Here is a 22,324-nt window from a genome sequence, read left to right as displayed (position 1 = left end):
CTTATCCGTTGGAGGGCCGTCGCTTGCGCGACGCACCGAGTTTGCGTGTGAGGGTATTGCGGCCGACACCGAGCGCCGCCGCGGCATGCTGCCGGTGTCCGTCGTTGGCGACCAGCGCCACCTGCAACAGCGTTTTGTCCAAAGCATCGCGGGCACGCGCATGGACGTCCACCTCGCCTTGCGCGAGCGCGTCCTGCGCCCAGAGGCGCAGCGCGTCCGTCCATTCCGCGCTACGCGTTTCGCGTGCCGGCAGGTTGCCGAGATCGCCCGCGAGGATTTCCAGCCCGGGTGCCACGACCGCCAGTCGGCGGCACAGATTTTCCAGTTCGCGGACGTTACCGGGATAGTCGCGTTGCTCGACGAGTTTCATGGCCCCGCGCGAGAAGCGCTTCGGCGGCACGCCGAGTTCGGCCGCCGCCCTGGCGAGGAAATGGCGCGCGAGCAGCGGTATATCGCCGCGACGCTGACGCAAGGAAGGCAGTTCGATACGAACCACGTCGAGGCGATGTTTCAGATCCGCGCGGAACAGGCCCTGCGTCACCCGCGCATCCAGATCCTGATGCGTCGCCGCGACGATGCGCACATTGCTGCGAATGGATTCACGCCCGCCCACGCGGTAGAACTCGCCGCCCGCGAGTACGCGCAGCAACCGCGTCTGCAGACCGATCGGCATGTCGCCGATTTCGTCGAGGAAGAGCGTGCCGCCTTCCGCCTGCTCGAAGCGTCCGGCGTGGCGGCGCGTGGCACCGGTAAAGGCACCCGCTTCGTGGCCGAACATCTCGCTTTCCAGCAGTTCCGAAGGAATGGCCGCAGTGTTCAGCGCGACATAGGGCTTGCCGTTTCGCGCACTCTCTTCATGCAGCGCACGGGCTACCAGTTCCTTGCCCGTGCCGGTCTCGCCGGTGATCAACACATTGAGGTCGCTGGCCGCGACACGACCGATCAGGCGAAACACCTCGCGCATCGCCATGCTCTCGCCAAGCAGGGCGTGCTCGTCGGTGCGCGGCGGCGGTGGGACGACTTCTTCATGCGCGGCGGCGAGTGTGCGCTCGACCGCTTCCACCGCCTGATCGAGATCGAACGGCTTGGCCAGATAGTCGACCGCTCCGGCGCGATACGCCGCCGCCGTCGTCGCCACGTCGGTATACGCACTCATGACGATCACGGGACCGATGTTCCGGCGCGTGAGGTCTTCGAGCAGGCGCAAGCCGTTCTCGCCCGGCATGCGCACATCGGTCACCAGCAAGGCGGGACGACTCTCGTGCAGCGCCGCACGTACCGCCTCGCCCGCGCTGAACTCGCGCACCGTATGACCCGCGTCGCGCAGGGCTTCCGCCAGGACGAAACGCACGCCGCGATCGTCGTCGGCGATCCAGATCTCAGTCATGGTGCCGCTCCATCGGAAGGTACAGGGAGAACACGGTCTCGCCGGGTCGGCTCGTGTAGCGCAGGTCGCCGCCGTGTTCGAGCGCGATTTCGCGCGACAGCGCCAGGCCGAGACCCGTGCCGTCGGCGCGCCCGGAGACCAGCGGCTGGAACAGGGAGTCGCGTAAGTCGTCGGCCACGCCCGGACCATCGTCCATCACGTCCACCCGCAGCGCCGCACGCACCGTGCGCTCGCCCAGACGCGCGCCGTGTTCGACACGCGTGCGCAGGACGACCGTCGACGCACCCGCTTCGCTGGCGTTGCGGGTGAGGTTGAGCAGGACCTGGAGCAGACGATCCGGGTCGCCGACGCTGTCCGGCAGGCTGGGATCGAAGTCGTGGCGGACGCGCGGGGCATCGACCTCCGCCACGACGAGGCCTTCCAGCCGTTCGAGCAGTTCGTGGACGTTGACCGGGCCGAGGCGCGCGGCACCACCGTGCCGGAGCAGGCCGTCGGCCAGTGCGGCGAGACGATCGGCCTCGGAGATCACCATCTGCGCCAGCTGACGGAGGTCGTGGTCGACGACGCGGCGTTCGAGCAGCTGGGCGGCGCCACGCAATCCGGCCAGCGGGTTCTTCACCTCGTGGGCGAAACCGCGCAGGGTGGCCGAGAGCGGCGTGCCGGTATTAGTCGACAGGTCGGGCGCCAGCGGGTGCACTTCGATCAGGACGCGACCGTCGTCGAGGGGCTGGAGGATCAGATCGGCGGTGACTTCGCGGCCCCGGGCCACGCCAAAGGTGACGGCGCGGAGGTTGTAGGCGCGCCGTTCCAGGGCGGCTCGGTCGATCTGGCCGGCCAGCGCGGGCTCGCGCATCAGTGCGGTCAGATGCTGGCCGATGGCGGTCCGTGGGCCGACTTCGAGGAATTCGCCGAGCGCGGGGTTGATCCATGCCACGCGGCCGTCGATGGAAACGACCGCCAGGCCGGTGCCCAGGAGGGTTAAGAGGTCTGCCTGATCGGGTGCATGCATTGCACCAATGTAGGGAGAGGCGGGGGTTGGCGCAATGGGATAAATTCCGGGGGATGACTGGACAAGACAGCAAAGGTTGAATGAGTGGGACCAACCTTGGTGTCAGATTCATAGAAATCGCGCCGCTTCGTCAGCCCTTCTGAAAAAATGGGCGCGGGCGCGCAAACCTTCGCTGCCGAAACCGCATTGTTTGCTTTGGCTACGCGATGAATGCTTCAACGAGCAGTGGCTTCTCAGACTTATGAATGCACTCAGGCGCCGCTGCCGGTCCCACGATTGAAGTGATAATTCCGCCGCGGCGCTGTTGTCCCATCGGGGGCCATGAGCGACTTCACTGCCCGCTACGTCGAGGTCTTTCGCGCGCGGCATGTGCGTCGGAACGCCCCTCGCTGTGAGCATGGGCGCGACCGCGCCGCATGCCCGGCCGGAGCCCCTTGCGCGCCCGATGTCCAGTAGGGCGCGTCGGCCGCGACGCACGAGCCCAGGACGCCATGACCGGCGCAGGTACCTCGCACGCCCAAAGGCCGTGTGCCGTTGCCGACCGCTGCGCCCGGGTCAACTTCCAACAGGTGCTGGCCCAACTGGGTCGCGAATGTCGCGGTACCCCGCAATCGATCTTAGTTCGGGATTTGTGGAACAGCCTCGGCCAGCGCCTTCGGGCTCATACCCGTGTGTCTGTGACACAAAGCAACGAAGCTGCTCACGCTGTCGTATCCCACGGACATTGCGGCGTCGGTAACTGACACCCCAGCAAGCAGGAGGTCCAGTCCGCGCATGAGCCGCGCAAGCTGTCTCCAGCGACCGGCCGACATCCCGGTCTCTTGCTTGAAGGAGCGGGTGAAGGTCCGGCGGGACATGTTGGACTCCTCAGCAAGGTCATCCAGCCCAGACATATCACCTGGCGCCCTTTGCCATCCGGCGGCGATGGCGCGGAGAGTGGGTGATTTAGGCATGGGAAGCACAATGGCCGCACTTCGAGCGACAGCCAGCTCGTCGAAAAGCACCATCAGCAACCGTTCATCCGCTGGAGACAGCGAGCTTACGAGGCCTGGTCGTTCCGCAAGCTTATCGATAACGGCGCGCATGAGCGGGGTCGAGGTCCAAACGCACGGGTGCGCTGGCAGCGACAGGCAAAGATTGTTCGCAAGGTGAATCCGGGTCCAGACAACGTTGACGCTGTCTGCGCCGTGCGGCGCGTGTGGAGGAATCCAGCAGACCTGGCCAGCGGGAATTAACCAGTGCCCAGTCTCGCTTTGGGACGTCAAATGCCCCGATCGGAGCAGAAACAACTCGCCGTGGGGATGAGAGTGCGCGAGGTTCATCAGCGTTTGGTCTGAGCTGCGCGCTATGTGCAAGGCGCCGTCGCTGAGCGAATCCAGCGATGGAAGGGGGGAAGGTGACGGTTGCGCTGGCATATGGCCCGAAATTGTACATTACGCGTCGTTTTCACGTCGCGGGCCGTTCGGCTAACGAAGACACTGAGCTTCCCGTCACCACGATGGACCTACATGCGCCCCCTCCCTTCCCGACTTCTCCATATGTCGAGCGTCGCCATAAGCGTTGCTTTTCTCGCCGGATGTGCGGGCACCAAAGTGCACGACATCGACTCCTCCGGCGACTCCATCCTTGCCTCGCCTCGAACCATTGCGGTGGTCACCGAGGTTGAGCTTAGTACCCCTCCACGCCACGAAACCCCTGAAGCTCAGCGTGCGTCCGCGCACGTGACGGCCGCAGCGCTAGATGAAAAGCTTACCGGGCTTTTTGGTGCCCACGCGTTGAGGGTCGTTCCGCCCGACGCGCATCCTGATTTGATCCTGAGAAACCGCATTGTCGACATCCGCACTGGCAGCAGAGCCCTGCGCCTTTGGGTGGGCTATGGTGCTGGAAAGGCGGAATTACGCGTAAACACCGCGCTTATGGACCCGAACCATGCTGTTCCAGTCAGCTTGCTGTCCTTTCAATCGACCAGCACGTCGGGCGGGATGCCCAGCGGCGGATTGATCGGCCCGGCGCTGCGGAGCTTGAGCCGAGACGGGCTGGATACCGAGGTTGCCGAGACGAGCGCCGCCATCGATAAGCAGGTAGCCCTGTATTTCGCGGAGCAGCATTGGCCGTATCCGGCTCGGGGTACCGTGTCTCCACAAGCCCCTGCGGGAGCCTCGTCGCCGTGATAACACCACCGCGAACCCTGTGTCTTCCTACCGCCTTCGTTGGGGGGCTAGATATTGGAGCTATTTTTCCCGCGTGCGTACTCCGATCTACAGGCGGCCTTCTTGTCGATCTCGGAGATCTGCGTGGCCGGGCTTATCTACTTTTCTACGCGATTGCGCTTCCGAAGGACATTTCGATCAGCGACGAATTGGACAGTGCATTTGCGATCCGGAGTGGAACGGACATGCTTTTGTTTTTCAATCAGGCGCTGCCACTGCTTAAGCGGCTCGGGATCGATGTGTACGGCATCAGCGTGCAGACAACAGGCATTCAGATGACTTCGGCCGAAAGGTTAGGCTTGCGTTTTCCGCTCCTGAGCGACGCGCGCTGTGCGTTGGCCGAGGCCATCAAGCTGCCCATGACTCTGCAGGGCAGGCGCAAGCGCTTTCCTGTCTTAGCCGTCGAGCTAAGAAATGGCGTTATAAGGCGCATCCTGGACCCCGAGCAACTGGTCGTCGCGAGCCGTTGATCTTTAGCGGCTATCGCCCAAGCCCGACTTTGGTGTCCATGTCGATCGAACTATGCTGTTTTGTCCAGACGGAACCCGCAAGGCCAATCCCAATGAACATGTCGCTCAACGACGAACAACTCCTGCGACGCATCGACGAAGTTCTGCACTACCACTGGGACCCACTCGGCGTCTCTGATACTCCCGAGGCCAGAGACGAATACGAAAGCTACGTCCCCCGGACCTTCCAGCTACTCAAAGCCACCACCGATGGCAGCGATGTTGCCGACTACCTGCACTGGTTGAATACCGAACAGATGGGCGTAGGCGCCAACCGAAAGCACGATGCGGAAATCGTCGATTTGCTTCTGCGTTGGCGCGACCAGCTGTCGGACTAGCGTTACACCGGTGGCAGCGACGCAAGCCCGTGCCGTCGCCGCTGCCACCGCTTTGTCTCCGACGCCTTACCTCGACGGCAGGCGCTTTGCCATCTCCAGGTGATGCTGGAGCGTCGGGAGGGTCGTCGTCGCGAAGGATCGGATCGCCCCGGCCCGCTCAGTTGAAGGTGCCGCGGAATTCCTCGGCGGCATCCGCGCGGGTGGTGAATTCGACCATCACCCCGCCCGGCGCGCGCAGGAAGAAGCGCGATCCGCGATCGTTATTGAAGATCTCGGTTTCGGCATCGAAACCATCCGCGGCGAGCTGGTCGCGTAACGCGCGGACATCGTCCAGGGTCGGGAGCTCGAGGCCTATATGAAAGGCCATCGGCCATGTTGCTTCCGTCGGACTTTCACCAACGCAATCGGCGAACGCGTTGCTCCGCGAGGCGCCAAGAGCCTTCACGGTAGGCGCATCCGATGCCGCGCGCTCGATCACGATGTCGAAACCAGGGCGTTTCAGGATCGCGAAGTTCGGCGTCGTCATCGATGCGGAAAAGCCGAGATAGCGCTCAAAAAAGGTCGAAGTCGCAAGGACGTCCTGCGTGGGAAAGCTCATGTGGTTGAACTTGGTGGGGGTGCATACGGGGGTCATGACGATCTCGCTTTCTTTTTGCTGCTGATGCGAGAAGGATGCGAATATAAGCTCGCTTCAGCAACTCGCGTTCGAAAAGGGAGCAGCGATGACCACGCCGCGCGTCAAACCCCGTAAAACACCTGCGCAGGCGCGATCCGCCGAAACCGTGAGGGTCATCCTAGAGGCCGCGGCTCGCATTTTGGAGACTCGTGGACTCGACGGCTACACCACCAACGCGGTGGCCGAGCTGGCAGGGGTGAGCGTCGGTTCGCTCTACCAGTACTTCCCGGGGAAGGATGCTCTGACCGCCTCATTGTTGGATCGTGAGACCGGAATCTTCCTCGCCAGCATGGAATATCCGGACCCGGTGGCCGATAGTCGTGCGGCTCTCGATCACCTGATCGGAGCTTGCGTGAAGCACCAGCTTCGTCGCCCCGAACTGGCACGTATTCTCGACTTCGAGGAACAACGTCTTCCCCTCCGCGACCAGCAGGAGGGACTGGCTGCGCGGCTGACGGGCACAATCACGGAAATATTGACGCGCTTGCCGGTCGACACGGAAGAGGCGCCGAGAGTGATGGCAGGGGACATCTTCGCAATGACACGGGGTATCGTCGATGCCGCGGGCGAACGCGGCGAAACCGACGAAGTGCGTCTGCGTCTGCGCGTTGCGCGCGCTGTCTACGGCTATCTGGGGTTGGCACAGGCGAGATAGCGCCGCCAGGCATGGTCGGGCTTGATCCGTTGGACGGCCGCGTCCAATATCCTGAACCTCGGGCCGTTGATCGACCGAAGCAGAAGGGCGTTCTCGTTCAGACGATGGTTGCGGGCGCAAGGCAATAGGCACGCGAGCGCGGTTCAGATCGCATGCGGATGACGACCATCAACGCCCGCGAAGTGACGCATCGCCACGACGGATCGCGAGATCGCCGAGCGAAGGCTAGCCGGCTGTAACTATCCGATGGCTGGCCCACGACATCGAATACAGCCAGCGCGTGATCCACTCACACTTCGCCAGCTAGGACGCAATCGTGACAGTGGCTGCAGCTGAAACCGCACGGGCCACGAGCGTACGGTTTTAAACATAATCCAGCTTTGCTTCCCAGCTGAACCTTGGATCTGGAAGGCTGTAAAATCAGCCCACGTCCTAGCCCCGGAAGGTCACATATTGAAAGCTGCAGTCCTTGCCGATTTCGGCGCGCCACTTGAGATCCGCGATTTACCCGATCCTAAACTCGGGACGGGCGAGGTTATCGTGGATGTCGCCGCTGCCGCCGTGACGAGCTACGCCTCGCGCGTCTTCAATGGCTCTCGCAACTATCTCTTGGAAACCCCCGTGGCGCCGGGAGCCGGCGGCATCGGTCGCGTGCGCCAGACCGGGCCAGACTCAACCAAGCTAAAGGCCGGGGACTGGGTCTATATTGATGCTACGATTCGCTCGCGCGACGAAATCGCGGAGCCTGAGCAGATTCTTCTTGGCTGGACCTACCGTACCGCAGCCGCGCTACCGCTCCATCGTTTTTATCATCACGGTACCTTCGCCGAGCAGGTACTGGTCCCGACAGAGAACGTGACCCGCATCGGTGACATCGACGCGGCCGACGCGGGAAAGTGGACTGCACTGGGCCAGTTCCTGGTGCCCTATGGTGGACTGCGTGCCGGCGCGCTCTCGGCGGGCGAAACCCTGGTTGTGAATGGTGCTACCGGTGGTTTCGGCAGCGCGGCTGTCGCGGTGGCGCTTGGCATGGGCGCGGCGACAGTGGTGGCAACCGGTCGCAATGAGCAAACGCTAGCCGAACTGGTTAGTCGCTTCGGCCACAGGGTCAGGACAGTGGCAATGACAGGCGTCGAAGAAATCGATCGTCGCGCGATAGTCGTAGCCGCGGGCGCGCCGATTGACATGGTGTTTGATATCCTGCCGCGCGAAGCCTCGGCAACGCTGGTGCGCGCGGCTGCGCTGTCGGTGCGGCTCGGCGGTCGCGTTATTTTAATGGGCGGGCTGCGCGGAAAGGAAGGCGATCTGGGTATCAACTATAATTGGCTGATGCACAACGAAACGACTTTGCGTGGCGTTTGGATGTACTCGCGTGAGGCGATCCCCGCGATGATCCGGATGGTGCGCGCAGGGCTTGTCGATCTGGCACATATCGACGTGACGGAGTTCGCGCTCGACGATGCTAACGCAGCAGTCGCACACGCCGCCGAAGTCTCGGGTCCGCACAAACTAACGGTGCTTCGTCCGGACCGTGGAGGAACGGCCTGACGTGGCGGTACCCACGTCGACGGCCTGCCTGAGCGCGTAGGCAACACTAAGACGGTCGCTATCTACTAGCGCGCCTCATTTCCGATATCAGGTGTTATGGATGATTTTATGATCATTCGACAGGCTACTAACGCCGACCATCCGCAACTGCTCAACATTTGGCTGCTCTCCGTTCGCGCCACGCATCACTTCCTGCAAGAATCCGATATTGAGGTATTGCTTCCTCAGCTCCGTGATATTTACCTACTCGCTGTTGAACTATGGGTCGCGGTAGATGCCGAGGACTGCCCGCTAGGGTTCATCGGGCTCAATGAAAACCACGTAGAAATGCTCTTCATCGAACCAGATCTGCGAGGCAAAGGGATTGGACGTGCGCTGCTGGATCATGTCCGCAAGTCGCACAGTCAGATGAGTGTTGATGTGAATGAACAGAACCCCGAAGCGGTAGGGTTCTATTTACACTACGGGTTTATTCAAACAGGTCGTTCTCCGTTGGACGGCGAGGGCCGCCCCTTCCCCTTGCTGCACCTGAGCCTGCCCGGCTAGCGCTGTAATGGTGAATCGCCCCTAAGCTTTTGCTTCGGGGAAAACGGCGGAACGTCGACTCTAGCCTGTGCCGACGGTAGCAAGTGGCAAGGACCCGTCACCCATCTCGACCGTCCTGCCATCTTCCGGGCAGATCACAGGAACCTGGCCGCCATGCCGGAGGCAGCCAGCGGCTCGACCGTTTGTCTGCATAGCGGCTGCATCGCCGTGATGGATCGCGCACATCGCCGCTGCTACTGCTGTCTCTCCCGATTCGGAGACATCATGGACATCGCCGCCCACCTTATGAGCCCGGAGCCGCTTGGCTGGCTCGCCTCCCTGATACTGCTCGGGACGATCGGGCGACAAATCTGGCGACAGGCGCACGCGCCCACCGTCGAGGGCGTTTCGAAATGGCTTTTCATCGGGCAGATGGCGGCTTCGCTGCTTTATCTCGTCTACAGCGTTCTCGTGAAGAACCCTGTGTTCATCGCGAGTAACGCTGCCTTGCTGATCGCCGGCATCACCGGTCAGATCATTTACCTCAAACGAAAGCACAGGGACGAAGCCGCCAGGGAGTGACTAAGCTTTACTTCGACGGCAGCTGCTTTGCCATCTCGAGGTGATGCTGGAGCGTCGGGAGGGTCTTCGTCGCGAAGGCCTTCAGTTCGGGGTCTTTGCCGGTGCTGGACTCCGTCGTGAACAGCTTGATGACCTTTTCGTGGTCCGCGACCATTTTCGTTTTGAACGCCGTGTCGAAAGCCGCGCCGTCCTTCTTACCGATCGATGCGGCCGCCGTTGCGTCCGCGGGCATCGGCGCGGTCGATACAGGAATGGACTTGGCCGCGGCGATGGTCTTGAGTTCGTCGCCCGCCTTTGTATGGTCGTCCACCATCGTCTGGCCGAACGTCTTGACGTCGCTGGACGCGCCCTTTTCCGCCCCGAGCTTTCCGAGGGTGACTTCAGCAAGCCCTGCCGCGCTGGCCTTCTTCACGAAGGCCGCATCCGGCGCTGTCGACGCTGCCGTGTCGGCAGGGGGTTGGGCGAACGCGGCCGCGCCGAATGAGATTGAAACAGCGGCAGCAAGAATGAGGACGCGCGAACGGGACTGGCTCATGATGAAACTCCGTCGGAAGGTGCATACGGTTTGGCACCTATGGCATGAAGCACCCGTGCACGAACGGTCGTGGCCTGTGACGCGGACGCTCGGCGAATATCCACTCACACAAAGTGAGCCGGCGCAACCGTACCTTTACCTACCGTATTTCATCCATGTCCATGGCGCCGTCACGCGCGTCGTCCCGGTTGAACACACGGCATGGCGGACACTCGGTGCTCAGTCAGCCAGCACACAGGTGCAAGCCAATGTTCAGTCACAACAAGCGACTCCAGTACACCGTTCGCGTTTCGGAATCCAATCCTGCCCTTGCAAATCTGCTTCTCGAGCAGTTTGGCGGACCGCAGGGTGAGTTAGCCGCCGCTATGCGGTACTTCACGCAGGCTCTGGCTGAAGAAGATATGGGCCGAAAAGACATGTTGCTCGATATCGCCACCGAGGAACTGAGCCATCTCGAGGTGATTGGTTCGCTCGTCGCCATGCTCAACCGGGGCGCGAAAGGCAGGCTGGCAGAAGCGGTCGAATCGGAAGCCGAGCTTTTCCGCTCCCTGCAAGGCGCTGGCAATGACAGCCATGTCACCCAGGTGTTGTTCGGCGGCGGTCCCGCGCTGATCAACTCCGCCGGTGTGCCGTTCTCGGGTGCTTATGTCGACTCCATCGGTGAGCCAACCGCCGACCTGCGATCGAACATCGCTGCGGAAGCGAGGGCCAAGATCGTCTATGAGCGCCTTATCAACGTGACCGAAGACGTCGGCGTCAAGGATGCGCTGACTTTTCTCATGACCCGCGAAATCGCGCATCAGAAATCGTTCGAAAAGGCGCTCTACTCCATGGACAAGAGCTTCCCGCCGGGTAAGTTGCCGGGCGATCCGCGCTTTACCAGCCTGTACGTCAACACGTCTACGGGCGAAGGCGACGCGGCGGGTCCCTGGAACCGCGGTGAGCAGTGGGAAGTGATGACGCCGGATGACACGAACATTCCCGTCGATGGTGGCAATGGGAAGGCGTCGGTTGACCTGTCGAGTGACGAGGAATCAGTGGTCGGGCTCTTCGCCACCCGCGGGGCGTCGGATCCGTCGCGGGATCCAGTGACGGGTGCCGATCTGGGCGTCCTTCAGCAGGAACCGAAAAAGTAAGCGCGCGTTCCTCACGTTTGCTTTAAGCGACAGCGCGAAAAAAGGTGCCCGCGATATCGCGGGCACCTTTTTTACATGAGGAGCTGTCCGATATCGGCCGGTGAGCCGTCACTCGATGACGTAGTGGATGGGCTTGAACCGGAAGTTGTTCGACATGCCCGCCGAACATGCGGTCAGTCCGATGATGAGATCCATGTGCGCTCTGAAGCGCGTCTTATCACCTGGTTTACTCAACGGCGGCTCGACAGTAAGCGTACCTGTCTCGCCGTTGACGGGAACATTCATGAAGACGTTGAAGGCCGTCGGAATCTGATCTCCGACGATGCCGTGTGGCTCAAGTGCCGCGCGCAGATTGCCGAAGCAGCCACGATGAGGCTCGGTGTGTCCGTAAAGCTTCCGGAACATCTCCGCCGAGCATGGCGCAAGCAAGAAATCGTGACGCCCCACGTCGTCCTCGGTGATTTCCAGCATCACCGAGCTGCGGTTGGAATAGAGAAGATCGCCGGTGGACAGGTAGATCTTGCTCGCATAATCGAGCGTCCGACCCGATGACAGGACCTCGGCTTTATCCGCCAGGGCAAAGGCGATCAGATCCGCCACCTGCTCACCCTCGGGATCGATGACGGTCAGCGTCTGCCCGGCCCTCAACACGAAGGCGACACCGCTCTGAGGTTCGATCACCGTCGTCATTGCTTGCTCCCCACTGGCTTGAACGGGCACTCCCATGGCCCCTCGATGTGGCGGCCGCTGTATTGCAGGGCCTCGGAGCTCTCGCCATGGACAGCGAGCATGGGGTTTGCGGAGCCATTCAGTTCCACGTCTCGCTCGATGATGGCTTCGCGTAGCCTGTCGTAGCGTCCCTGCTGGCGCAGGAATTCAAATTGAGCGTGCAGATTGAACACCATGGCCGGATGCGCCAGGCGTCGCGCCGCACGACTGGCGCCCGGGTGAAGACCGATCACGTAGAAACTCTTGCCGCCAACGCTCATGGAAAACTTCTCGGAGGTGGGGTCGGCACTGACCGTCTCGTCCCACGCGAAGCGCTTGCTGTCGACCTCATGAATACCCTGAAGGCGCGCGAACAAGTGCGTCTCGAAGGCTTCTTCGTCGAGCGACGGCGTCCGGGGGAAATGCACCACCAGGCTATGAAACACGTGCTCGGGCTTGCGACGCGTGGCAAAGTCCTCGATCGCTGCGGCGATGGCCGCATCGTCTTTGCCGCAGCGCAGGTCGGTCGCCTCGAAGTGAGTGACCTGATCGCGGGCATGTGCCGTTTTTGCGGCAAGACACGGGAACTGCTGGCTGGAAAGGTGCGCTGCGAATACTGAAGTTACTGATGAGACCGACATGAGTGCGCCCGCTTCTGTAAGGTTCTCATGGTCAGGCTGTGCCCGTGAAATGGCGGGCGGCTCGTCGTGAGCGCATCGCGATCAATGTGGTCGCACGCTTTCATCAGGGGCACGCGCTGTTCACATGGGCCGATGCTCTGAGCCGCGCCCGCGTTGCCTCCTCGCGCCCCGGGCAGCATGCACTTCTCCGCCCGTCACGGCCACGGCTGAACAAGCAACCTAGTCTTCTTCCGCCGCCTCACGTCCCTGCTGGCGGATCAGCGCCTCTTCCCGGGCGTCATTGATCGACTGCCGGATACTGTCGAGATCGACTTCGCTTTCGTCCGGCTCGAAATGGCCCGTCAGCTCGGTATCGGGCCGGAGCTCGCCAGCCTGGAACAAAGCCCACATCTCCTCGCCGTACCATGTTTCCAGCAACTCCGGCGCCGAACGCCCAAGGTAGGCCGTGAGATTGTTGACGTCACGCAGGAGCATCGTGCGCGCCGCATTGTTGCCCGCCGCACTGACGACCTGCGGAAAATCGATAACGACCGGGCCATCCGGCCCGATGAGAACGTTGTACGCGGAGAGATCGCCGTGGATCAGTCCGGAGCACAGCATCAACACGACCTGCCGGACCAGAATCCGGTGATATTCCAGGGCATCCGCGGTGCTGAGATCGACCTCGCCCAGGCGGGGCGCTGACAGGCCATCGGCATCCGTAACCAGTTCCATCACCAGCACGCCGTGGAAATACCCAAACGGTTCGGGGACGCGAACGCCTGCTTCGCGCAACTGGTAGAGCGCGTCGACCTCGGCGTTCTTCCAGGCGACTTCCTGCTGCTTGCGGCCGTACTTGCTGCCTTTGCCGATAGCGCGCGCCTCGCGGCTGCTGCTTACCTTGCGGCCTTCCTGATACTGGACACGCTGCTGAAAGCTGCGGTGCGCCATGTCCTTATAGACCTTGGCGCAGCGCACGTCGTCGCCACTACGGACGACGTACACCGCCGCCTCCTTGCCACTTTTGAGGGGCCGGAGCACGTCATCGATGATGCCGTCGTCGATCAACGGCTGCAGGCCTTGGGGGATCTTCAATTTATTTACGGGTCGGTGGCATGGCGGAGACTGCCATTAACCCCTAATTCTCACATTTTCCTGTACTTAGCGCCAATTCACCCCGCGGCGGTGGCGCGGCGCCCATTCAGCCGTTCAAGGCGTCCCTTGGGGGAGCGGCGCTGGCCAGCGAAGAGAGCAGGCAGGTCACGACCAGGACAACCCGGCGGTATCGGCGACAAAACGGCATACTTCCGACCTTGATCTGGCGGTGCGTTGAGCGCGGCTATCGCGCAAATCAGGCGAATCATGCGAACGCGGGTAAATCTCGACATCGATGTGCTACGGACGTTCGTCACCGGCATGGAGCTGGGAAGCTTCGCGCGGGCTGCAACCCGACTGGGCCGGTCGCCATCGGCGATCAGCGCCCAGCTGCGCAAGCTGGAGGACCAGATCGGCCTCCCGCTGGTACAGCGATCCGGCCGGGGACTGGTCCTGACGGAGCCGGGCCATGCCTTGCTGAGCTACGCAAAACGGCTCGTCGAGCTGAACGATGATGCGGTGCGTGCGGTGCGCGCGCCGGACCTAGAGGGCTCGGTCCGGCTTGGCTTACCCGCGGACTTCGCGGAGCGATGGTTGCCTTCGGTGCTCCACCGTTTCGGAAAGACGTATCCACGCGTCAAAGTCGAAGTGCACATCGAACAGAGTGCATCGCTGATAGAGCGGATAAGCCATGGAACGCTCGACGTGGCGCTCGCATGGAGCAGCCACCCGACCTCGAAGCACGCGCGACAGATCGCGGACGTGGATCTGTCATGGGTGGGTCCGACGAGCGGCACGCCCGCGCGGGGCGGCCACTCGGAGCCGGTGCTGCTGGTGGTCGCCGATGGACCATGCGCGATCCGCGCGACCGCGACGTCCCTTCTCGACGACGCGGGCATCCCCTGGCGCATCGCCGTCGCGACGCCGAGCCTTGCGGGCGTCTGGGCGTCCGTGGAAGCCGGCCTTGGGATCACGTTGCGCGCCACGATGAGCGTACCTGCGCATCTCAGCGTCATCGACCCCACACCTGCCGACCTGCCTCACGCCCGGACGCTTCCTCTCTTTCTTCACGTCGCCGACGGGCAGCTGCAAGATGCGGCGGAAGGGCTCACCGAGATGGCGGTCGATGAGGCGCTGCGACTGGTGCTTCCGCAAGGCGCCGCGGTACCGCGCGATCCATGAATCCGAGAACATACCCGGCGATCTCGGCATTCGCCTCCTCCCACGGCCAGTGGCCCGCATCCAGAAGGTGAATCTCGGCCTTGGGCACGTCGCGTGCGAAGGCCTGCGCGCCCGCTGCGACGAAAGACGGATCGTTTTTCCCCCACACCACGAGTGTCGGCGGCTGGTATTGCCGAAGCCACGCCTGCCATGCAGGATAGCCCGCGACGTTGGTGCGGTAATCGAATAAAAGGCTCGCCTGAATCGCGTGCTGACCAGGCAAGGAGAGATGAGTGTACTCGTCGGTCCATGCGTCGGGATCGTATCGCTCCGGATGACGCGTTCCCAATGTGTGACGCTCCCGCGTGGCCTTTTCCGAGAGGAATGCGTCGACCACGTCCTCGTTCGCGTCCGGACGTTCCCAGAACTGAGCAATGCGCTCCCATTTCTTGCCGAGGCCCTCGGTGTAGGCATTCGCATTCGAGACGATGAGTGCCTCGACACGGTCGGGATGGGCTGTCATCAGTCGGAAGCCCACGGGCCCGCCGTAGTCATGGAGGTAAAGCGAATAGCGAGACAGGCCCAGCTGCTCCAGCAGACCGTCCATGGTCTCCGCGAGATGATCGAAGGTGTATGCGTAGTTCGCGGGGTCTGGCGTATCGCTTTGCCCGAATGACGGATAGTCGGGGGCGATCAGGTGATAACGGGGGGCCAATAACGGCATCAACGCACTGAACTGCCGCGAAGACGAAGGAAAGCCGTGCAGCAGGACAATCGTCGGGTTCGATGGCGAGCCGGCTTCACGATAGAAGATGCCGACGCCGCCGACCACCGCTCGATGATAGGTAATGCGCGTGCTTTCTTCGCTTACCGCATGGGGCGACGCGATCATCGCCGCGGCAAGGACTAGCGTGGAAAGCATGGGGTTCACCAGCGTCGTGAATGGGCACCGTCAATGATGACCCCAATTGCTCATCGGTAAAATTCGAAAGTATCGGATGAACACTTCAGATAAATGGAAGCCCGGTTTCAAGGCCCAGGCGACTGGTGGCGAGTGCCTTTACTGTCATGGCTGTGTCCGTCAATAAGAAGGATGGGAGGGGTTCACGCACCACGACAACCTTGCCGATCATGCTTCCGGCTTCGACGAGGGCATGCGCCTTGATCAGACCCGCGGCATCGAAACCGTCGATGCGCTGCGTGAGCGTGTGCACCAGATCACCGCGATCGACGAGCTCGGCGACACGGCGAAGCAACGCATGCTGTCGCGCGATGGTTCGGGTGGTGAAGATCGGCCGGGTGTACATCAGCTCCCAGTGGATCGAGATGGACTTGTTCTTGAACGGTCCGATATCCAGGGCCTTGGGATCGTCGATCAGCGCAAACTTGCCTTCCGGACGCATGACGGCGGCAATCTGCGGGACGTAGGCGGCGCTGGCATTCAGACCGGCGACGTAGTCGACGCTCTCGATACCCAGCGCTTTGAGCTGGTCTTCCCACGGCTGGCTGTGATCGATGACGTGATGCGCGCCATGCTGCAGAACCCAATCGCGTGTTTCAGCGCGGGATGCCGTACCGATCACCGTCACACCGGTCAGCCGACGCGCGAGCTGGGTCAGGATCGAACCGACACCACCGGCGGCTCCGGTCACCAGCAGCACCTGATTCTCGGTGGGGTCGGTCTCGTGGATACGCAGGCGGTCGAACAGCAATTCCCATGCGGTGATCGCGGTCAGCGGAAGCGACGCCGCCTCGGCGAAGTCCAATGACGTCGGCATCGGGCCGACGACCCGCTCGTCGACGGCCTGCAACTCGCTATTGCTCCCCGGACGCGTGATATCACCCGCGTACCAGACCCGGTCGCCCGGCTTGAAGCGTGTGGCCAACGGTCCGGTCGCACGAACGACGCCTGCCGCGTCCCAGCCGATGATGCGCGCACCGTCCGCGGGGATGTCGCCATGCTTGCGGACCTTGGTATCGACCGGATTGACCGACACGGCCCGCACCTCGACGAGGATGTCGTGGTCACGCAGCGTCGGCTCGAGGACCTCGATGTCCTGGAGCGCTTGCGGATGGTCGATGGCCTGATTGCTGTAGAAGCCGATGGCTTTCATGGGTGCACCCTTCTGTTAGCGAGGGGCACATTGTGTCTTTACGTGGATTCAGGAAAAATCCCTAAACATCGTTAACACTTTCTGCGAAATCACGATAATGATCCGGCTCGATGATGTGCAGATATTCGTTCAGACTGTGGACGCGGGCAGCTTCTCCGAGGCCGCCCGGCAGCTCAATATCGCGCCGGGTCTGGCGAGCGTGGCGGTGCAGCGACTGGAAAAGGCCATCGAGGCCCGGCTCTTCACCCGCTCGACCCGCAGCATGCAGCTCTCTGAAGACGGCGAACGCTATCTCCCGCATGCCCGGGCGATGCTCGAAGCGCAGCTTCAGGGCAAGCAGGCCCTGGCGCATGCGCAGGAGGCGCTGTCGGGAACGCTGCGTCTGTCCGTCTCATCCGACCTGGGCCGCAATCTGCTGCTGGGCTGGCTGGACATCTTCCAGCACAGGCACCCCGGCCTGTCGTTGCACGTGCGCCTGAGCGACCGACTCGCCGACCTCGTGAAGCATCCCGTCGACGCCGCCGTGCGCTACGGCCCGTTATCGGACTCGTCGCTGGTGGCCATGCCACTGATCGAGAACAATCGGCGCGCGCTCTGCGCCTCGCCCGCTTACCTGGAACGTCACGGCATACCCTCGGGCGTGGACGACCTGCGCAGGCACAACTGCCTGCGTTTCGTATGGAGCGAGCAGGTCCACGAACGCTGGCGGTTCACCCTGCCTGGCGGCGATAAGACGGTGACCGTAACGGGCAACCGCGTCAGCGATGACGCGGATGCCGTAAGACGCTGGGCCGTGGCGGGTGAAGGCCTGCTCTATAAGTCGCGACTGGACTTGATCAATGACATTGCATCCGGTCGTCTGCGCGAGATATTCCCGCATGCCCACTGCGAGCCGTCACCGCTCAATCTCGTATGTGCGCACCGATCACGACTGACCCCGGCGATCACGCAGTTGAGGGATTTTCTGCGTGATCGATGTGAGGAGCTGGCGGCTAGCCTTTCTCCTGCTGTCTAGTCGGAGTCGCGAGTCAGAGGTGCCGGACACCCCCGACCCGCTAACCGTTACCCATTCAAGCACAGTTGCTCATACATCGAGCGAGGATGTTGGCTGCGCAGCATTCGCCTGTCGCAGCGCCGGCAGCATGTCCTGCGGGTCCGGACGACGCGTGTAATCCGGATTGACCTCGGCATACAGGATCGTTCCGTCGCGGTCGATGACGTAACGTGCCGGCATGGGCAGCGTCCAGCTCGGATCGCCGTTGAACGCGGGGAGGTCATTCTTGAGACCCCGGTACAACTCGATCAGATAGTCCGGCATCTGGAAACGCAGGCCGAACGCATCCGCCACATCGTTATGGCCGTCCGACAGAATCGGAAAACTCAGCTCGTTCTGCCGCGACGATTTCCGGCTGCTGGCAGGAAGCTGCGGCGAGATGGCGACCAGTTTCGCGCCCAACGCCGCGAACTCCGGCAGCGCGGCCTGCAGCGCCTGCAATTCCATATTGCAGTACGGGCACCACACGCCCCGGTAAAAGCTGATCACCAGCGGCCCGGTACGAAGGAGGTCGTCCGAGGACACCGGCCTGCCATCGGGATCGGGAAGAGTGAAGGCCGGCGCTTTGTCGCCCGCCTTCAGGGCGCGGGTGGCTGCGCCGGATGCGATCAGCTCGGCGGTGGCGCGATGCATGGTTTCAATGACCGTATAGGGGACGCTATACGGCGGCTTGCCGGCTTCGAAGTCGGCCTTGAAGGCGTCGAGTCGTTCTTGCAGGGACATGGCGTTGTTCTCCTTAAGCCTGAGCCATCGAACGGGCGACTTCCGCCGCGCTGATACCTTCCAGTGCCAGACCGTAGCCCGCACCTTCATCGACGATGCGGCGCAGTTTCTGGGTCAGCGCGATGCGGGTATAACGCGCGGTCAGTGGCGGCAGCGCGGCCAGCGACTCGGCGATTTCACGTGCACGCGGCAGAAGGTCGGCGGCGGGGACCACCTCGTTCACCGCACCCCATTCCTTCGCGGTCTTCGCGTCGAGCACCTGGCGGGTGAGCACGAAGTAGCGGCCGCGCACGCTGCCGATCACTTCGGGCCAGAGCAGGTTCACGCCGTCCCCCGGGACGATGCCGAAATCGAAATGCGGTTTGTCCTGGAAAACGGTCTCGGGCGTTGCCAGTACGATGTCGGCGAGCAGCGCGTATTCGGAGTGCAACAGCACCGGACCATTGAGTGCGGCGATCAGCGGCACCTCGATGTCGAGGATGTTCATCAGGACCTTTTTCCCCTCACGGAAAATCTTGTCGTACCCGAGCGGGGTGAAGAAGTCGAAACCCTCCGGGCTGATCGCGTCCATGAAGGCATCGCCACTGCCGGTAAGAATGACCACGCGGTTCTCCGGATCGGAACCGATGTCGTGGAAGAGATCGACGAACTGCTCATGGGTGTGACCGTTGAACACCAGTTTGTCGCCATCGGTGTGCAATGCGACTTCGAGGACGCCGGTGTCGGACCGGGTCAGGCGAGCATTGGCGTAGCGGTTGCGGTACGAATCGAAGCGGGACATGTCAGCGTTTCCTGTGGTGTGTGAGTCGGGAGAGTTCAGGCGGAAGGCACGAGGGCGTTGATCTTCGCGATGGCGCGCTGAGTAGCGGGTCGGCTTGCAACGGCGTCGTACCAGCGGGCTACGTGTGGCGTGGTGTCGAATGAGACACCGGCGAATTCGCGGCGCCAGAGCCAGCCGAAGTGCGCGATGTCGGCAATGGAGTAGTCGTCACCGGCGACGAAGGGGCGCAGCGCGAGCACGCTGTCGAGCATGCCCAGCGTGCGCTGCGCTTCTTTGCTGAAGCGCTCGATAGCGAGGGGCTGCGGCTCGGCCGCCTGGCGCTGGAAGAAACCACTCTGACCGAAGGCCGGGCCGAGACCGGATGCGTGGAAGAACAGCTGCTCGAAGACGCGGGCTCGCGCTTCGCCCGTCGCCGGGAGAAGCTTGCCCTCACGTTCGGCGAGGTAAACCAGGATGGCGGCAGACTCGGTCAGCACCAGCGTCTCTCCGGCCCTGGCGTCGATCAGCACCGGCACCTTGCCGTTCGGATTGAGGGCGAGGAAGGCGGGAGCGCGCTGCTCGCCCTGTTTGACGTTGACGCCATGCAGTTCGTAGTCGAGCCCGAGTTCCTCAAGGGCGACAGGCACCTTGATGCTGTTGGGGGTGGCGAAGGCGTGGACGTGAAACATGCGATGGGCTCCTCGGAGGGTCCTGAGCGGCATCGGTTGCCGCCGGATGAGCACATGGTGGCCCTGCGCCCATCGACACGGCAGATGGCGCGAAGCGATAATGCTCATTCCTTTGAGGAATACCCATGGATCGCTTTCAGGCCATGACCGCGTTCGTCCGGGTAGTCGACACCGGCTCGTTTTCCGCCGCGGCGCGCCTGCTGCACGTCGGCCAGCCCACTGTGTCCAAGACGGTGGCGCAGCTGGAAGACCGGCTCGGCGTCCGCTTGTTGAACCGCTCGACCCACGGCCTCAGCCCGACCGAGGCGGGCCTTCGCTTTTACGAACGGGCTACCGCCTCGCTGCAGGAGGCTGACGAGGCGGAACTGGCGGCGCGCGACGCGAGCCTCGGGCTGTCGGGCCGGTTGCGCGTTTCGGCGGCGACGACGTTCGCCCGTCTGCATGTCGTGCCTCACCTGCCCCGTTTCCTCGCGGACCATCCGGAACTGCAGGTCGACATGATTCTCGACGACCGCGTCATTGACCTCGTGGCGGAGGGCGTGGATCTGTCGCTGCGCATGGGTACGCTGAACGACTCCGGCGCCGTCGCACAGAAGCTGGCGACGGGTGGACGCTCGCTCCTCGCGACACCGGCTTACCTCAAACGTGCGGGCGAGCCGAAGCGACCGGCCGACCTGGCGGACCATCAGGTCATCGCTGGCAGCCAGTTCGTCGGGGCATGGGCATTCACGCGTGACGGTACCGAAGTTTCGGTGCAAGTCAGCGGTCGCGCGCGCTTCAGCGCCGCCGAAGGTATCCGCGCTGCCGTGCTCGCGGGCATGGGGCTGACCATCGCCTCGGACTGGATGTTTGCCGACGAGATCGCCAGCGGCGTGGTCAAACGCGTGCTGACCGACTGGACACTGCCATCCATCGATCTGTGGGCCGTCTATCCGTCGGGCCGGCTGGCCAGCGCGAAAGCCAGGCAGTTCGCTTCGTTCGTGCAGGGAGCACTGGCTGGCCATTAGCGAAAGCGCGTGCGATCCTTCGCCCACGAAGACCGCGAAAAACGGCTGCCACGTCCCGATCGGGGCAGCCGAATACACGTCACCCCGCTTTCGCGTGGTCGGCCAGCGTTCCCACCGATATCCGTCGGCCTCAGGAGCGCGCCATGACTATCCAGCACACCTCACGCATCGCCATTGTCGGCGCCGGCCTCGGCGGTCTCACCCTCGCGCGCGTGCTGCACATCAACGGCATCGCTTCGACCATCGTCGAAGCCGAAACCTCGGCGACGGCGAGAGCTCAGGGCGGCTTGCTCGACATCCACGCGTACAACGGTCAGATCGGCCTGAAGGCGGCAGGTCTCTACGAGGCGTTTCTCGCGCTCGCCCTCCCGGGAGAGGATGCGAAGCGCATCGTCGACAGGAACGGCGAGGTTCTGCTCGATAAACCGGGATCGCCCGACACGGCGCGGCCCGAGGTCGATCGTGGCGCGCTGCGCCAGCTGCTGATCGATTCCTTGCCGGACGACACCATCCAGTGGGGCCGCAAGCTGACGCGGGCGAGCCGCCTTGGCGATGGCCAGCACGAGCTCGTCTTCGCGGACGGTTCGACCATGACCACCGACCTGTTGGTCGGTGCCGATGGCGCCTGGTCGAAGGTCCGGCCACTGCTGTCTTCCGCCAGGCCCGCGTACGTCGGTACCACCTTCGTCGAGTTACGCCTCTTCGATGGGGATACGACACACAGAGTCAGCGCCAAGGCCATCGGCAACGGTACGCTGATGGCGGTTCAACCAGGCAAGGGCATCCTCGCGCACCGATATGCCGACGGAACGCTGCATACCTATGTCGCGTTGAACCGGCCGGAAACATGGATCGACGCTCTCGACTTCACCGAGCCAAAGGAAGCGCTCCGCCGTGTGGCGGAAGCCTTCGAAGGTTGGGCGCCGTCGCTGAGAGCTCTGGTCACCGATAGCGACACGCTTCCCGTGGTGCGCGCGATCCACGCATTGCCGATCGATCACCGCTGGGCGCGCCTCGAAGGCGTGACCTTGCTGGGCGATGCCGCCCACCTGATGTCGCCCTTCGCGGGCGAAGGCGCGAACCTCGCCATCCTCGACGGCGCCGAGCTGGCTCTGGCGCTACGCGAGCATCGGGGTGACATCGAGGCCGCGCTCACCGCCTATGAAGCAGCGCTCTTCCCTCGCAGTGCGCACTTCGCCGCGCTGACGGCACACAACCATCGGCGCTTCTTCGGTGACGACGCACCACACAGCGTCGTCGAGCTGTTCAGCGCACACTGACCG

24 protein-coding genes and 2 pseudogenes are annotated in these 22,324 nt (G+C 62.9%); 12 read left to right on the top strand and 14 right to left on the bottom strand.

Annotation, left to right across the window (positions count from 1 at the left end):
• Window position 1: 1 nt before the first annotated feature.
• The 4 genes and pseudogenes from ntrC to FA85_RS22740 form a co-directional block, all read right to left on the bottom strand.
• Entirely contained in the window at window positions 2-1,387 is a 1,386-nt protein-coding gene (ntrC, locus tag FA85_RS11165; protein WP_036116684.1) for a nitrogen regulation protein NR(I), read from the bottom strand.
• Window positions 1,380-2,396 carry a two-component system sensor histidine kinase NtrB gene (locus FA85_RS11160; RefSeq protein ID WP_051944097.1) on the bottom strand — a complete coding sequence of 339 codons (1,017 nt, stop codon included), beginning with the start codon at window positions 2,394-2,396 and terminating at the stop codon, window positions 1,380-1,382. Before FA85_RS11160 ends, ntrC begins: the two co-directional genes overlap by 8 nt.
• Window positions 2,397-3,013: 617 nt before the next feature.
• Window positions 3,014-3,481, bottom strand: coding sequence for a helix-turn-helix transcriptional regulator (locus tag FA85_RS22160; RefSeq protein WP_197056530.1), 468 nt, complete (start codon window positions 3,479-3,481; stop codon window positions 3,014-3,016).
• Between the two features lie 105 nt (window positions 3,482-3,586).
• Window positions 3,587-3,718: pseudogene (locus FA85_RS22740) on the bottom strand (AraC family ligand binding domain-containing protein); the annotation flags it as partial.
• 216 nt (window positions 3,719-3,934) lie between these two features.
• Here FA85_RS22740 and FA85_RS11150 point away from each other — a divergent pair.
• From FA85_RS11150 to FA85_RS11140, 3 genes are all read left to right on the top strand, one after another.
• Window positions 3,935-4,567 (top strand): DUF4410 domain-containing protein, encoded by a 633-nt coding sequence (locus FA85_RS11150; RefSeq protein WP_036116686.1) that lies wholly within the window; start codon window positions 3,935-3,937, stop codon window positions 4,565-4,567.
• Window positions 4,568-4,791: 224 nt separating this feature from the next.
• Entirely contained in the window at window positions 4,792-5,076 is a 285-nt protein-coding gene (locus FA85_RS22660) for a redoxin domain-containing protein (RefSeq protein WP_051944101.1), read from the top strand.
• A 92-nt stretch (window positions 5,077-5,168) separates the two neighbouring features.
• Complete coding sequence (locus FA85_RS11140) at window positions 5,169-5,453, top strand: hypothetical protein (protein ID WP_036116689.1); 285 nt, start codon at window positions 5,169-5,171, stop codon at window positions 5,451-5,453.
• 157 nt (window positions 5,454-5,610) lie between these two features.
• On the opposite strand, the gene FA85_RS11135 is transcribed toward FA85_RS11140, so the two are convergent.
• Complete coding sequence (locus FA85_RS11135) at window positions 5,611-6,087, bottom strand: VOC family protein (protein ID WP_036116691.1); 477 nt, start codon at window positions 6,085-6,087, stop codon at window positions 5,611-5,613.
• Between the two features lie 88 nt (window positions 6,088-6,175).
• On the opposite strand from FA85_RS11135, the gene FA85_RS11130 reads away from it, so the two are divergent.
• From FA85_RS11130 to FA85_RS11115, 4 genes are all read left to right on the top strand, one after another.
• Window positions 6,176-6,784 carry a TetR/AcrR family transcriptional regulator gene (locus FA85_RS11130; protein WP_036116693.1) on the top strand — a complete coding sequence of 203 codons (609 nt, stop codon included), beginning with the start codon at window positions 6,176-6,178 and terminating at the stop codon, window positions 6,782-6,784.
• A 453-nt stretch (window positions 6,785-7,237) separates the two neighbouring features.
• The gene (locus tag FA85_RS11125) at window positions 7,238-8,332 is read left to right on the top strand and encodes a zinc-binding dehydrogenase (protein ID WP_036116695.1); all 1,095 of its coding nucleotides are present in this window, start codon (window positions 7,238-7,240) and stop codon (window positions 8,330-8,332) included.
• 108 nt (window positions 8,333-8,440) lie between these two features.
• Entirely contained in the window at window positions 8,441-8,878 is a 438-nt protein-coding gene (locus tag FA85_RS11120; RefSeq protein WP_036116698.1) for an acetyltransferase, read from the top strand.
• Window positions 8,879-9,031: 153 nt separating this feature from the next.
• Window positions 9,032-9,439: a hypothetical protein gene (locus FA85_RS11115; RefSeq protein WP_239739918.1), complete on the top strand. Its 408-nt coding sequence runs from the start codon at window positions 9,032-9,034 to the stop codon at window positions 9,437-9,439.
• Between the two features lie 7 nt (window positions 9,440-9,446).
• Here the strand turns inward: FA85_RS11115 and FA85_RS11110 are convergent, their stop codons facing one another.
• Window positions 9,447-9,974, bottom strand: a complete 528-nt coding sequence (locus FA85_RS11110; protein ID WP_036116700.1) for a DUF4142 domain-containing protein — start codon at window positions 9,972-9,974, stop codon at window positions 9,447-9,449.
• A gap of 248 nt (window positions 9,975-10,222) precedes the next feature.
• Here FA85_RS11110 and FA85_RS11105 point away from each other — a divergent pair, with 248 nt between their 5' ends.
• On the top strand, window positions 10,223-11,110 hold the full coding sequence (locus FA85_RS11105) for a manganese catalase family protein (RefSeq protein ID WP_036116702.1): 888 nt from the start codon (window positions 10,223-10,225) through the stop codon (window positions 11,108-11,110).
• Window positions 11,111-11,218: 108 nt separating this feature from the next.
• Here FA85_RS11105 and FA85_RS11100 read toward each other — a convergent pair whose 3' ends face one another.
• The 3 genes from FA85_RS11100 to FA85_RS11090 form a co-directional block, all read right to left on the bottom strand.
• Complete coding sequence (locus FA85_RS11100; RefSeq protein ID WP_036116704.1) at window positions 11,219-11,800, bottom strand: DUF1989 domain-containing protein; 582 nt, start codon at window positions 11,798-11,800, stop codon at window positions 11,219-11,221.
• A complete protein-coding gene (gntA, locus tag FA85_RS11095; protein WP_036116707.1) occupies window positions 11,797-12,459 on the bottom strand; it encodes a guanitoxin biosynthesis heme-dependent pre-guanitoxin N-hydroxylase GntA in 663 nt (220 codons plus the stop codon). The genes FA85_RS11100 and gntA overlap by 4 nt, the downstream gene beginning before the upstream one ends.
• A gap of 219 nt (window positions 12,460-12,678) precedes the next feature.
• Entirely contained in the window at window positions 12,679-13,533 is an 855-nt protein-coding gene (locus tag FA85_RS11090; protein WP_036116709.1) for a PA4780 family RIO1-like protein kinase, read from the bottom strand.
• Between the two features lie 267 nt (window positions 13,534-13,800).
• Here FA85_RS11090 and FA85_RS11085 point away from each other — a divergent pair, with 267 nt between their 5' ends.
• Complete coding sequence (locus FA85_RS11085; protein ID WP_036116711.1) at window positions 13,801-14,715, top strand: LysR substrate-binding domain-containing protein; 915 nt, start codon at window positions 13,801-13,803, stop codon at window positions 14,713-14,715.
• Here the strand turns inward: FA85_RS11085 and FA85_RS11080 are convergent.
• Both FA85_RS11080 and FA85_RS11075 read right to left on the bottom strand, forming a co-directional pair.
• Window positions 14,642-15,616 (bottom strand): alpha/beta fold hydrolase, encoded by a 975-nt coding sequence (locus FA85_RS11080; protein WP_036116713.1) that lies wholly within the window; start codon window positions 15,614-15,616, stop codon window positions 14,642-14,644. The two genes, FA85_RS11085 and FA85_RS11080, sit on opposite strands and share 74 nt — an antisense overlap.
• A gap of 190 nt (window positions 15,617-15,806) precedes the next feature.
• Window positions 15,807-16,808: pseudogene (locus FA85_RS11075) on the bottom strand (zinc-binding alcohol dehydrogenase family protein); the annotation flags it as partial.
• 97 nt (window positions 16,809-16,905) lie between these two features.
• On the opposite strand from FA85_RS11075, the gene FA85_RS11070 reads away from it, so the two are divergent.
• A complete protein-coding gene (locus tag FA85_RS11070; RefSeq protein WP_036116715.1) occupies window positions 16,906-17,823 on the top strand; it encodes a LysR family transcriptional regulator in 918 nt (305 codons plus the stop codon).
• Between the two features lie 69 nt (window positions 17,824-17,892).
• Here the strand turns inward: FA85_RS11070 and FA85_RS11065 are convergent, their stop codons facing one another.
• Genes FA85_RS11065 through FA85_RS11055 form a run of 3 tightly spaced genes read right to left on the bottom strand, consistent with a single transcriptional unit; the run spans window position 17,893 to window position 20,034 of the window.
• Entirely contained in the window at window positions 17,893-18,585 is a 693-nt protein-coding gene (locus FA85_RS11065; protein ID WP_036116717.1) for a peroxiredoxin-like family protein, read from the bottom strand.
• 13 nt (window positions 18,586-18,598) lie between these two features.
• Window positions 18,599-19,366 (bottom strand): enoyl-CoA hydratase/isomerase family protein, encoded by a 768-nt coding sequence (locus FA85_RS11060; protein ID WP_036116719.1) that lies wholly within the window; start codon window positions 19,364-19,366, stop codon window positions 18,599-18,601.
• Between the two features lie 35 nt (window positions 19,367-19,401).
• The gene (locus FA85_RS11055; protein WP_036116721.1) at window positions 19,402-20,034 is read right to left on the bottom strand and encodes a glutathione S-transferase family protein; all 633 of its coding nucleotides are present in this window, start codon (window positions 20,032-20,034) and stop codon (window positions 19,402-19,404) included.
• 125 nt (window positions 20,035-20,159) lie between these two features.
• On the opposite strand from FA85_RS11055, the gene FA85_RS11050 reads away from it, so the two are divergent.
• Entirely contained in the window at window positions 20,160-21,041 is an 882-nt protein-coding gene (locus tag FA85_RS11050) for a LysR family transcriptional regulator (RefSeq protein WP_036116723.1), read from the top strand.
• Between the two features lie 143 nt (window positions 21,042-21,184).
• Window positions 21,185-22,321: an FAD-dependent oxidoreductase gene (locus FA85_RS11045; RefSeq protein ID WP_036116725.1), complete on the top strand. Its 1,137-nt coding sequence runs from the start codon at window positions 21,185-21,187 to the stop codon at window positions 22,319-22,321.
• Window positions 22,322-22,324 lie beyond the last annotated feature (3 nt).

The organism is Luteibacter mycovicinus (genome assembly GCF_000745235.1).
Taxonomy (GTDB): Bacteria; Pseudomonadota; Gammaproteobacteria; order Xanthomonadales; family Rhodanobacteraceae; genus Luteibacter; species Luteibacter mycovicinus.
Note: the sequence above shows the minus strand (reverse complement) of the source record. Positions and strands in the feature narration are given on the sequence as shown.